Annotated in this window: 11 protein-coding genes and 1 pseudogene; 4 read left to right on the top strand and 8 right to left on the bottom strand. The window is 75.0% G+C overall.

All coding sequences use genetic code 11. The features are described 5' to 3' along the window. Both KPF47_RS20025 and KPF47_RS20020 read right to left on the bottom strand, forming a co-directional pair. The coding region (locus tag KPF47_RS20025) for an Lsr2 family protein (protein WP_224390256.1) at positions 1-250 on the bottom strand (250 nt) is incomplete at its 3' end. A 218-nt stretch (positions 251-468) separates the two neighbouring features. After that, positions 469-1,608, bottom strand: a complete 1,140-nt coding sequence (locus tag KPF47_RS20020; protein ID WP_224390255.1) for an MBL fold metallo-hydrolase — start codon at positions 1,606-1,608, stop codon at positions 469-471. A gap of 52 nt (positions 1,609-1,660) precedes the next feature. On the opposite strand from KPF47_RS20020, the gene KPF47_RS20015 reads away from it, so the two are divergent. Then, a complete protein-coding gene (locus KPF47_RS20015) occupies positions 1,661-2,431 on the top strand; it encodes an enoyl-CoA hydratase-related protein (protein ID WP_224390254.1) in 771 nt (256 codons plus the stop codon). 45 nt (positions 2,432-2,476) lie between these two features. After that, complete coding sequence (locus KPF47_RS20010; RefSeq protein ID WP_224390253.1) at positions 2,477-2,968, top strand: MarR family winged helix-turn-helix transcriptional regulator; 492 nt, start codon at positions 2,477-2,479, stop codon at positions 2,966-2,968. 4 nt (positions 2,969-2,972) lie between these two features. Here the strand turns inward: KPF47_RS20010 and KPF47_RS20005 are convergent, their stop codons facing one another. Beyond that, positions 2,973-4,310, bottom strand: a complete 1,338-nt coding sequence (locus KPF47_RS20005) for an acyl-CoA dehydrogenase family protein (RefSeq protein WP_224390252.1) — start codon at positions 4,308-4,310, stop codon at positions 2,973-2,975. Positions 4,311-4,538: 228 nt separating this feature from the next. Here KPF47_RS20005 and KPF47_RS20000 point away from each other — a divergent pair, with 228 nt between their 5' ends. After that, complete coding sequence (locus KPF47_RS20000) at positions 4,539-6,143, top strand: AMP-binding protein (RefSeq protein ID WP_224386208.1); 1,605 nt, start codon at positions 4,539-4,541, stop codon at positions 6,141-6,143. Between the two features lie 213 nt (positions 6,144-6,356). On the opposite strand, the gene KPF47_RS19995 is transcribed toward KPF47_RS20000, so the two are convergent. The 5 genes from KPF47_RS19995 to KPF47_RS38935 form a co-directional block, all read right to left on the bottom strand. Beyond that, positions 6,357-8,141: an MFS transporter gene (locus tag KPF47_RS19995; RefSeq protein WP_224386207.1), complete on the bottom strand. Its 1,785-nt coding sequence runs from the start codon at positions 8,139-8,141 to the stop codon at positions 6,357-6,359. Positions 8,142-8,230: 89 nt separating this feature from the next. Beyond that, on the bottom strand, positions 8,231-8,848 hold the full coding sequence (locus KPF47_RS19990) for a TetR/AcrR family transcriptional regulator (RefSeq protein WP_224386206.1): 618 nt from the start codon (positions 8,846-8,848) through the stop codon (positions 8,231-8,233). A 77-nt stretch (positions 8,849-8,925) separates the two neighbouring features. Further along, positions 8,926-9,366, bottom strand: a complete 441-nt coding sequence (locus KPF47_RS19985; protein WP_224386205.1) for a tautomerase family protein — start codon at positions 9,364-9,366, stop codon at positions 8,926-8,928. A gap of 135 nt (positions 9,367-9,501) precedes the next feature. Next, complete coding sequence (locus KPF47_RS38940) at positions 9,502-10,365, bottom strand: L,D-transpeptidase (RefSeq protein WP_308015277.1); 864 nt, start codon at positions 10,363-10,365, stop codon at positions 9,502-9,504. Further along, positions 10,350-10,829 carry an Ig-like domain-containing protein gene (locus KPF47_RS38935; RefSeq protein WP_255658844.1) on the bottom strand — a complete coding sequence of 160 codons (480 nt, stop codon included), beginning with the start codon at positions 10,827-10,829 and terminating at the stop codon, positions 10,350-10,352. The genes KPF47_RS38940 and KPF47_RS38935 overlap by 16 nt, the downstream gene beginning before the upstream one ends. 107 nt (positions 10,830-10,936) lie before the next feature. Between KPF47_RS38935 and KPF47_RS19970 the strand changes: the two are divergent. After that, a pseudogene (locus KPF47_RS19970) lies at positions 10,937-11,647 on the top strand (aminotransferase class V-fold PLP-dependent enzyme); the annotation flags it as partial.

Genomic DNA, 11,647 nt, shown 5'->3' with positions numbered 1-11,647 from the left:
CGGCGCGGTTCGCGGCGCGTTCCGAGGCGCTGGATCCGTTCGACGACGAGGAGCTGCAGGGGGGCACTGCGCCGGCCGGACGCCCGCCGGCGGCGGCGACGTAGGGCGCCAACGATTCCCGCAGCTTCTCGGCATTCTTCGTGGACAGGTCGATCTCGTAGGCGCGGCCGTCGACGGAGAACTCCACCTGCTCGTCGGCCTCGGTGCCATCCAGGTCGTCGACCAGGGTGATGGTCGTCTGCTGCGCCACGTCGTCATTCCTTCCACGGGGGAATCGCCGGACCGGCCGGAGACAGGAATCGACCGGTCGGGGCCGGAACCGATTCTTCGGGCAGAAGAATAAAGGATGCCGAACCGACCTGTCGAACCCCTGCCCGGAAATAGTCCGGCGCCGGCGTTTCCGGTCGGGGGATACGTCGTCCGGGCGACGGGAATGGGCGGAAAGGGCCAGCGGGAACGTGCGGCGAATCAGCGGACGGTCGGCCACCACGGCTCGGTGGGGACCACGGCGCGCGCGTCGTCGACCGTCGTGACCCCGGTCAGGTCGATGCGCTCGCCCGGCCGCGGCAGCGCCAGGACCACGTCCTGGTCGGCCGCGGCCTTGCGGGCCCGCTCGGCGGGCTCGTCCCACGGGTGGAAGCCCAGGTCGAACGTGGCCCAGTGGATCGGCAGCATCACCCGGCCGCCGAGCTCGCGGTGTGCGGTGACCGCCTGCTCCGGATCGGCGTGGATGTCGGGCCACAGGTCGGCGTAGGCGCCGATCGGCAGCACCGTCAGATCGAACGGGCCGTGCGCGGCCCCGGTGCGCGCGTGCGCCCGGGTCGCCCCGGTGTCCCCGCCCAGGTAGGCGGTGTGCTGCGGCCCGGCGACCTTCCAGGCGGCCCACAACGTCGTGTTGCGGCGCAGCCCCCGCCCGGAGAAGTGCCGGGTCTCCAGGCACGTCAGCTCCAGCCCGGCGACCGAGACCACGCCCTCCCAGTCGCGCTCGACGACCCGGTGCCCCGGCACGCCCCAGGAGCGCAGGTGCGCGCCCACCCCGAGCGGCCCGACGAACACCGCGGAGGTCCCCCGGGCCAGCGCGGTGACCGTCGGGCGGTCGAGGTGGTCGTAGTGGTCGTGGCTGATCACGACGACGTCGGGGGCCCCGAGCTCGGCCAGCGGCGCCACCGGCGGGTGCAGCCGGCGTGGCCCGAAGCGCGGCACCGGGGAGGCGTACTCCGACCAGACCGGGTCGACCAGCACCCGGCGGCCGTCGATCTCGAGCAGCACCCCGGCGTGGCCCAGCCAGGTCACCGCCAGCCCGGCGGGCGTGCCGGGCCGCTGCGGCGGCGCGATCGGCACCGGGGCGGGAGCGATGCCCCGGGACCGGCGGCCGACCAGCATGTTGAGGATCATCCGGGCCGAGGCCTTGGCCCGCGGCAGCCCCGGTTCGGTGTTGGCGAACAGCCCGTCGACGGCGTTCGGCGAGGCGGACGCGATCCGGCGCAGCTCGCTCGCGCGGGCCCCCATGTTGCGGCGGACGTGCAGCCCGAGACCGGCGAGGGCACCGGTCAGGACCAGCGGGACGGACAGGACGGCCGCGGACGGGACGCGCTTGCTGCGGGACACGATCACCACACTACGAACGCCCCGCGCCCGCTCCCCACCTACAGTCACGATCGTGACCGACGGCATGGCGGGGACCCGGGTGACCACCGAGCGGCACGGGCACGTGCTCCTGATCCGGATGACCCGGCCGGACAAGCGCAACGCCGTCGACGCGGCGATGACCGCGGGGCTCGACGAGGCTCTCAACACCCTCGACGACGACCCCGACCTCTGGTGCGGAGTGCTGGCCGGGGGCGCGACGGCCTTCAGTGCGGGCACCGACCTGGCCGCGGGCTCGGGCGGTCCCACCCCCCGCGGCGGGAACTACGGCGTGGTCCGGCGCGACCGGCGACGTCCGCTGATCGCCGCGGTCGAGGGCGTCGCCTACGGCGGTGGCTTCGAGATCGTGCTGGCCTGCGACATGGTCGTCGCGTCGACGACCGCGCGCTTCGGGCTGCCGGAGGTCGCCCGCGGCCTGGTCGCGAACTGCGGGGCGCTGTTCCGCGCGCCGCGGCCGCTGCCGCTCAACGTCGCCAAGCAGCTGCTGGTGACCGGGCGCCCGCTGGACGCCGAACGCGCGTACACCCTGGGTCTGGTGACCGAGCTGGTCGAGCCGGGACGGGCGGAGGGCGCTGCCCTGGAGCTCGCCGACGTGGTGTGCGAGAACTCGCCGCTGGCGGTGTCGGTGTCGCTGCGTGCGCTGGAGCGCGTGGTGTCCGAACCGGACGAGCGCGGCTGGAACGCCACCGGGATCGCCTCGGCGGCGATCGACCGGTCGGCGGACCGGGCGGAGGGGATCGCGGCGTTCCTGGAGAAGCGCCCGCCACGCTGGACCGGGCGCTGACCCGTCCCCGGCGCGCGCCGGCGCTCGGCGACTAGGCTCCCCGGCATGCCTGCCCGGACGCGACGCGAGGACCTGGTCGCGCTGCTGCAGGACTACGCAGGCGAGGCCGAGCTGCTCGGCCAGGAGTTCGCGGGCCGGCACCGGCTGCACCCCACCGACCTGCACGCGCTGCTCGCGGTGATGCGCGCGGACTCGGCGGGGGAGCCGCTGACCCCGGGGGTGCTGGGCGCCCGGCTCGGCCTGTCCACCGGCGCGACGACCGCACTGGTCGACCGGCTGGAGCGCGCCGGGCACGTGCGGCGCAGCCGCGAGTCCACCGACCGACGGCGGGTGACCCTGCGTCAGGCCGAGAACGCCGCCGAGGTGGGCGGGGCGTTCTTCGGCCCGCTGGGCGCCCGGATGGACGCGGCGCTCGCCGGGTTCGACGACGACGAGCTCGCCGCGGTGGCCCGTTTCCTCACCGCGATGAACGCGCTGGTCGCGGACTACCGCGCCGACCTCGCCGCCGGACCGGAGCCGAGGTCGACCCCGGCCTGAGTCGTCAGGCGTTCGCCGCGGCGGTGTCGAGGTACTCCGCGAACCTGCGCCGCGCGGCCTCGGTGCGGGTCGGGATGTGCTCGGTCGGGACCTCGACCGGGGTGTAGCCGCGCAGGATCCGCCGCGCGACGGACTCCTTGTGCACCTCGTCGGGGCCGTCGTAGATGCGTGCCGCGCGGGCCGCCCGGTACATCTGCTCTAGCGGCAGGTCCCCGGAGAAGCCCAGTGAGCCGTGCACCTGGATGGCGCGGTCGATCACGTCGTGCAGCACCTTCGCGCCCCAGTACTTGATCATCCCGATCTCGATCCGGGCGTTCGACGCGCCGACCTGGTCCATCGTCCACGCGGCGTGCAGGGTCAGCAGCCGCGCCGCGGCCATGTCCGCCGCCGACTGCGCGACCATGTCCTGCACCATCTGCTTGTCCGCGAGGCGGGTCCCGCTCGCCGTCCTCGACACGGCGCGCTCGCAGAGCATGTCGAACGCCCGCCGGGACTGGCCGAGCCAGCGCATGGCGTGGTGGATGCGTCCCGGGCCGAGCCGCTGCTGGGCGAGCCGGAAACCGTCACCGGGGCTGCCGACGAGGTTCGTCGCCGGCACCCGGACGTCGCGGTAGAGGACCTCGGCGTGACCACCGTAGATCTCGCCGCCGATCTCGGGGTGGTCCATCACCGGGATGTCGCGGGCGACGTCGAGTCCGGGGGTGTCGGTCGGGACGATGATCATCGACGCGCGCTGGTACGGCGGTGCGTCCGGGTCGGTCACCACCATCGCGATGAGGAAGTCCGAGCCGGTGGCGTTCGAGGAGAACCACTTGTGGCCATTGATGACGTAGTCGTCGCCGTCGCGCACGGCCCGGGTGGACAGCATCGTCGGGTCCGCGCCGGCGCCGGGCTCGGTCATCGAGAAGCAGGACCGCAGCTCGCCGCGCAGCAGCGGGTGCATCCAGCGCTCCTTCTGCTCCGGCGATCCGCCGATCGCGAGCAGCTCGGCGTTGCCCGAGTCGGGCGCCTGGTTGCCGAACACACCCGGCGCGTAGCGGCACTGGCCCAGGATCTCGTGCATCAGCCCGAGCGAGACCTGCCCGAACCCGCCGCCGCCGAGCTCCGGGGGCAGGTGCGCCGCCCACAGGCCCTGCTCCTTGACCTGCTCCTGGAGCGGGGCGGTGATCCGGGCGAAGGTCTCCCGGTCCAGGTCGAGCGTCTCCAGCGGGATGATCTCGTCGCGGACGAAGCCGCGCATCCACTTCAGCTTCTCCTCGAACTCCGGATCGGTGCTGAAGTCCCACGCCATCGCGTCCGCCTCCCGACGAGCCTCGTTGCCACGGCGAACGTAACCCAGCACCGAGCCACGGCGACAGGGCCGCCGTCCGGCCGCCGTCCGGCCGCCGACCGGCCGGTGATCGACGGTGCGCGCGGTGATCCGCTCCCCGGGTGCGTCCGGACGCACGCAGGGAGCGGATCACCGGGCGGGGATCGGATCACTGAGCGGGCGGCGGATCGACGTGCGGCGGCGGACCACCGGGCCGACGCGGCGATTGCGCCGGTCCGCGTCGCCGGGGAGGCTCGGGGGATGACCGACGAGGCTCCCGTCCCCACCCACCCGGCGGGTGTCCCGGCCGATCTGGTGGACCTGTCCTACGAGCCGCTGACGCCCACGGCGTTCCTCGACCGGGCCGCGGCGGCGCACGGGGACCGGGTCGCGGTCGTCGACGGTGACCTGCGGTTCACCTACACCGAGTTCCGGGACCGCTGCCGGCGACTGGCGGGCTCGCTCGCCGCGCTGCACGGCGGGCGCCCGGTCGCGGTGCTCGTGCCGAACACCCACGTCGGGCTGGAGGCGGCGCACGCGGTCCCCTGGTCGGGCGCGGCGCTGGTCGCGGTCAACACCCGGCTGTCGGCGGGCGAGGTCGCCTACATCCTGGAGCACTCCCGCGCCTCGGTGCTGGTGGCCGACCCGGTGTTCGACGACCTCGTCGCCGAGGTCACCGCCCGCCTCGACACCCCGCCGCACACCGTGCGGGTCGGCCCGGACTACGAGCGCCTCGTCGAGCAGGGGGAGCCCACCGCGGTGCGGCCGGGCGACGAGCGCGGCCTGCTGTCGATCAACTACACGTCCGGGACCACCGGGAACCCGAAGGGCGTGATGTACCACCACCGGGGTGCCTACCTGCAGGCACTGGCGATGGTCGGGCACACCGGGCTGACCGCGTCGTCGGTGCACCTGTGGACGCTGCCGATGTTCCACTGCAACGGCTGGTGCTTCCCGTGGGCGGTCACCGCGGCCGCCGCCACGCACGTCTGCCTGCCGAAGGTCGAACCGTCCCGGATCTGGCAGCTCGTGCGCGAGCAGGGTGTCACCCACCTCAACGGGGCCCCGACCGTGCTGTCGATGATCGCCTACGCCCCGGAGGCCGGGCCGGTGGAGACGCCGGTGGCCGTCGCGACCGGGGGAGCGCCGCCGAGCCCGGCCATCCTGCGCCGGATGGCCGAGCTCGGGTTCGAGGTGACCCACCTCTACGGGCTCACCGAGACCTTCGGTCCGGCGATGATCTGCGACTGGCGCCCGGAGTGGAACGACCTCGACGCCGACGCGCGGGCGCGGATGAAGGCCCGGCAGGGCGTCGGGAACATGATCGCCTGCGCCGTCCGGGTGATCGACGCCGACGGCGCCGACGTCCCGGGCGACGGGCGGACCACCGGGCAGATCGCGCTGCGCGGCAACAACGTCATGCTCGGCTACCTGGACGACGACCAGGCCACCCGCGACGCCGCGCCGGACGGCTGGTTCCGCACCGGGGACATCGGCGTCATGCACCCCGACGGCTACGTCGAGCTCCGCGACCGCTCCAAGGACGTGATCATCTCCGGCGGGGAGAACATCGCCAGCGTCGAGGTGGAACAGGCCATCGCCGACCACCTGGCCGTCCTGGAGGTCGCGGTGATCGCCGTCCCGGACGAGCGGTGGGGCGAGGTCCCCGCGGCCTGGGTGACCCTGCGCGAGGGGGCGAGCGCCACCGAGGACGAGATCGTCGAGCACGTCCGGGGCCGGCTGGCGCGGTTCAAGGCACCGAAGCGGGTCACCTTCGCCGAACTCCCGAAGACCTCGACCGGGAAGATCCAGAAGTTCGTCCTGCGCGACGAGGCGTGGGCGGGGGAGGAGCGCCGGATCCGGTAGCCGCGCCGCGGCCCCCCGCGGCGGTCCCGCCGGTGCTGCGCGGGACCGGAACGGACCGGCCCGGCGCCGCGGACACCGGCTGTGCGCCACGGGCCCTCACAGCGACGCGCGGTGCCGGCGACGCAGGCGCCCCGCGCGCCCGCGTCGACGCCCCCGGACCGGTCCCCCCGGGGAGGCCGGACCGGTCCCCCGGGAGGCCGGACCGGGACCGGGTCAGAGCGGGTCGGCCGCCGGCGCGTCCCGCCGCACCAGCGACAGGGCCGCCTCACCACCCAGTGGCACCCGGTGGGCACGCGGGTGATGACCCGCCTCGGTGACCACGAGGACCACGTGCGTCCCCGGCGCCACCCGGGAGCCGTCCACCGGGACGGCGAGCCGCCCGTCGGGTCCGGTCACCGCCCGGGCCAGCTCGGCGCCGCCGGCGTCGATCACCGTGCCGACCGCACCGGCCAGCGGCCGACCCCGGCCGTCCCGGACGATGCCACGCACCACCGGCGAGGTACCGGGTGTCCGGCCGTCGGCGTGGGCGGCCACCGCGACGCGGGCGTCCACGGCGGCGCCCACGGCGGTCCCGGCCGCGGGGTCGACGGCGGCGTCGCCCGTGGTGTCCGCGCCCCCGGTCGCCGGAGCCGGCCGTCGTTCGGCGGCGGCGAGCACGAGTGCGAGGAGCGCGGCGACCACGGCCGACCCCGTCAGGAGCACCCATCCGGCCCGGACCGAGCCGAACTCCGACGGCAGCCCGGTGGTGTGCGCACCGATCACCGAGACGAGCAGGGCCACGCCCAGCACCGACCCGACCTGCCGGGCGGTGTTGATCAGCGACGAGCCCGAGCCCCACTGCGGGGCGGGCAGCGCGGAGCCGACCACGGACGAGAGCGTGGGCAGGATCAGCCCGACGCCGAGCCCGGTGAGCAGCTGCCCGGGGAGCATGCCCACGCCGTAGTCGGGCGTGCGGCCCAGGTGGAGCAGCCACCAGACCGGCCCGGCCGCGAAGGCCAGGGCGCCGAGCGCCGCCGTCGCACCGATCCCGATCCGCGCCGACAGCCGCCCGGCGAGCCGCGAGACGACGACCACGACCATCGGCCCGGGCGCGAGCGCCAGGCCCGCGAGCTGCGCCGTCCAGCCCCAGGTCCCGGTCAGGTAGAGCACGTTGACGACCAGCATCCCGGCGAACCCGCAGGTGAAGGCCACCATCGTCAGCGCGGCGAGGCCGACGGCCGGCACCCGGACGACGGCGAGGTCCAGGGCCGGGACGGCGTGCCGTCGCGACCGCAGCACGACCGCGACCAGCCCGAGGACCGCGATCCCGGTGGCGGTGAGGACCTCCGCCGAGAGCCACCCGTCGTCCGGGGCGCGGACCAGGGCGTAGGCGAGCGCGCCGATGCCCAGGATCAGGGCCAGTGCGCCGAGCAGGTCGGGCATCCCGGTCCGTGCGACGTCGGACTCGCGCAGCGCCCGCGCCCCGGCCAGCAGCGCCGCGAGCCCGATCGGCACGTTCACCAGGAACACCCAGTGCCACGACGCCTGCACGAGCAGCCCGCCCAGGGGCGGACCGAGCGCCGCGGCGACGGCGCCGATCGAGGCCCACGCGCCGACGGCGCGGCTGCGGTGCTCGGCCGGGTACGCGGCGAGCAGCAGCGACAGCGAGGTGGGCATGACGAAGGCCGCTCCCACGGCCTGCACCGCCCGCGCCGCGACCAGCAGCACCACGCTCGGCGCCACCGCGCAGGCGACCGAGGCGAGGGTGAACACGGCGAGCCCGACCAGGAAGACCCGCTTGTGCCCGAAGCGGTCGGCGAGCCGCCCGGCGAGGGCGAGGAACGCCGCGAACACCACGGTGTAGCCGTTGAGGATCCACGACATCTGCCCGAGGTCGGTGCCGGGGAACGAGGCGCGGATGTCGGGGAAGGCGATGTTGACGATGAACAGGTCGAGGCTCGACAGGAACGCCGCCGCCGACGTGATCAGCAGGACGACACCGGGCCGGGGGGCGGGCATGGCGGTCCTCTCGATACGGACTGATCGGTCCGGTCCGACGGGCGGGCAGGGCGGGCGGGCCGGGCGGCACCGGGCGACGGGGCGGGTGGTCAGGCCCCGACGAGGCGCCGGGTGAGGCGCACGGCGGTGTCGGCGCCGCGCCGGAGACCGTCCGGGTCGCGGTGGGCGGCCTGCATGAACAGCCCGTCGACGACCAGGCAGAGCTCGTCGGCGAGCCGGTCGGGGTCGTCGGTCCCGAGCTCCCCGACCAGTCCGTCGATGACCGCGCGTACCTCCGCCAGGTGTTCCCGGGCGAGGGTGGCCGGTGTGCCGGCCCCGACGGAGGTGTCCGCGCCGTCCGTGGAACCGGCGGGGGAGTCGTCGGGGAACTCGACGAGGTAGTTGCGGAAGGCGCACCCCCGCGAGCCCGTGCGGGTCACCAGGTCGCCGAGCTCGCCGACCAGGGCCACGAGCCGGTCGCGCGGGTCGTCGCCCGCCGCGTCGAGGGCCCGGTGGATCGCGTCCACCCGGCGCTCACGGACCCGGCCGAGGTAGCCCGCGACCAGGTCGTCCTTGGTGGTGAAGTGCTGGTAGAGCAGGTTCTTCCCGGTGCCGGCCTCGCTGATGATCCGGTTCATCCCGACCGCGCGGACCCCGTGCGCGTAGAACAACCGCGACGCGGTCGCGAGGATGCGTTCCCGGGTGCCCGGGGCGGGCGTGCGAGCCATCCGGCGATGATAGCGGACCGATCGGTCCGTTCGTGGCGTCGTGCCGGAAGTGGCCGGTCCGGCCCCGGGAGCCGGCATCAGGGACCGCTCGTGACGACGTCGTCGAGGGGGACCGGCGCGCCGCGCTCGGCCCACAGGCGCTCGCCGGGGGTCCCCGGCCCCGGCGGGCGCAGCCCCTGGATGAGCCAGAGCTCCCGGGAGGTCTCGTCGACGTGGAGCTCCCAGTCCAGCGACCGCTCGGCCATGAAGGGGGTCAGCAGGTCGCGGACCCGGCCGATCAGGCGGTCGCGCGCGGACGCGTCGGGCAGGGTCCGGGCGATGTGGTCCACCTGGATCCGCACGGACCGCTCCCGGGGGACCCCGCCGATGAACAGCGCACCGGGTTCGGCGGCCTGGAACACCACGCCGACGTAGAACGGCGGCAGCATCGAGTAGATGCCGGTGATGCCCTCGGCCAGGATCCGCCGGTCGTCGGGGTCGAGGCAGTCGGCGCTGTGGTGGACGGTCCAGAGGGGCATGGGAGGCCTTTCCGTCGTTGCAGGGTCCCGGGGAGCTTAACGGACCGATCGGTCCCGGACCAGACGGTCCGTCACGACGTGCCGCGCTGTCGTCGGGCGGCCCGGCTCCCGGGAGCGCTCGTCCGCGTGCGGGGGTCAGGACAGTGCGCTCAGCGAGCGCCACTCGTCCCAGGGGATCGACCAGTCGTAGAGGTCGCCGTCGGCCGCGGTCAGCGGCTGCGAGCTGCCGGTCACCTCGACCGGGTCGCCGAACACGGCGCTCGCGAAGAACTCCTTCGCGTCCCGTGTGGACAGGTTGATGCAGCCGTGGCTGACGTTGCGGTTGCCCTGGGCCCACGACGAGGCGGGGTTGGCGTGGATGAACTCGCCGTTGTTGGAGATCCGGACCGCCCAGAACTGCGGCTCGTCGACGTAGCCGTAGTCGGGGTTGCTCATCAGCACCTTCTCCGACTTGGCCATCACCACGTGCACCCCCGAGCGGGTCACCCGGCGAGGGTCGGACTCCAGCCCGTAGGAGGCGTCGTAGCGGGCGACCTCCGCGCCGTCGCGGACGACGACGATCGCGTGGCTGCGGGTGTCGGCCTTCACGACCTGGCTGCGCCCGACGGTGAAGGTCCGGTCCAGGTCGTCGGTCACGTAGGTGCCCCCGCCCAGGTCGAGCCCGCGCAGCGCACCCCGCACGTGGACCCGCGTGTGCGCGGGCCAGTAGGACCTCGGGCGGTAGTGCACCCGCGAGCCCTCGGCGGTGTCGGGCAGCCACGCCCAGGCGCCCTCGACCGTCCGCGACGCGGTGACGCTCAGCTGCCGCTCGACGGCGGCCTTCGCCTCGTCGGGGAGCGTCTCGCCGAACCGCAGCACCACCGGGGCGCCGACGCCGACCTCGCCGCCGTCCCGATGTTCATCGTGGCCTCGACCGTGTCGTCCGGGTCGACGGTGCTGAACGGCGCCGCCGGTACCGGGCGCCGGTCCTGCGGGCCCAGCACTCAGGTGCCCGACCACCGGTAGGTGGTGGCGAACTCCAGCGGCTCCGCGGCGGTCCAGGTGCGGCCGTCGGGGGACAGGGTGCCGGGGACGGTGACCGGCCCGTCGCCGGAGTCGGCGGTGAGCGCGACGCCGTCGAGGGTCCCGGTGCTGACGCCGGTGCGGACCGGGCCACGCGGGGCGACCGGGCCGGGGCCGCCCGGGGTGCTGGTGAGGACCTCGGGCACCGGTGGTGCGGGCGGCACGGCCGGGGCGGGCCGCAGGCGGTCGACGGCGCCGGCGAGGTTGCGGGCCAGCGAGCCGCCGCCGCCGCCCACGGTGTCCCCGACCCGGCCCCCGGCCAGCGCGGCGGTCCCGCCCGCGAGCAGGACCACCAGGGCGACCAGGGTGGTCGCGAGCACCGTCCAGGTGCGCCGGTGCACCGAACGCCGCCGCCGGCGTCGGGTGTGCCGCCCGCGCGAACGCTCCCAGGACCTCGACATGGCGGGGATCATGGCCCGCATGTCACCCACACGGGCGGTACGACACCCCGGTGACATGTGATCGTTGCCCGGGCGCGTCCGGAGCACCGGCGTGACAGGGTTCGGCCATGAGCTACGACGTCGCCGCCGTCCGCAGCCGTTTCCCCGCCCTGCGCGCCGGGATCGCCCACTTCGACGGGCCCGGTGGCTCCCAGGTCCCCGACGCGGTCGCGGGGGCGGTGGCGGCCGCCATGACCTCCCCGCTGGCCAACCGTGGGACGGTCACCAGCGGGGAGCGCGCCGCCGACGCGATCGTGCTCGGCGCCCGCTCCGCCATGGCCGACCTCCTCGGCGTGGACCCGCGCGGGATCGTGTTCGGGCGCAGCATGACCGCCCTGACCTTCGACCTCGCCCGCACGCTGTCCGCGACCTGGTCACCGGGCGACGAGATCGTCGTGACCCGGCTCGACCACGATGCGAACATCCGTCCCTGGGTGAGCGCCGCGCAGGCCGCCGGGGTGGACGGTGCGGTGGCTGGACTTCGACCCCGCGACCACCGAGCTCGACGACGTGGCGCCGCTGCTGTCCGACCGCACCCGCCTGGTCGCGGTCACCGGGGCGTCGAACCTGGTCGGGACCCGTCCCGACCTGCCGGCGATCGCCGGGGCCGTGCACGCCGCCGGCGCGTTGTTCATGGTCGACGGCGTGCACCTGACGGCGCACGCCCCGATCGACGTCGCCGCATCGGCGCCGGACCTCTACGCCTGCTCGCCTACAAGTTCCTGGGCCCGCACTGCGGGGTGCTCGCCGCCGACCCGGCACTGCTGGAGACCCTGCGC

It is taken from the genome of Pseudonocardia sp. ICBG1293 (assembly GCF_020131355.1).
Lineage (GTDB): Bacteria > Actinomycetota > Actinomycetes > Mycobacteriales > Pseudonocardiaceae > Pseudonocardia.
Note: the sequence above shows the minus strand (reverse complement) of the source record. Positions and strands in the feature narration are given on the sequence as shown.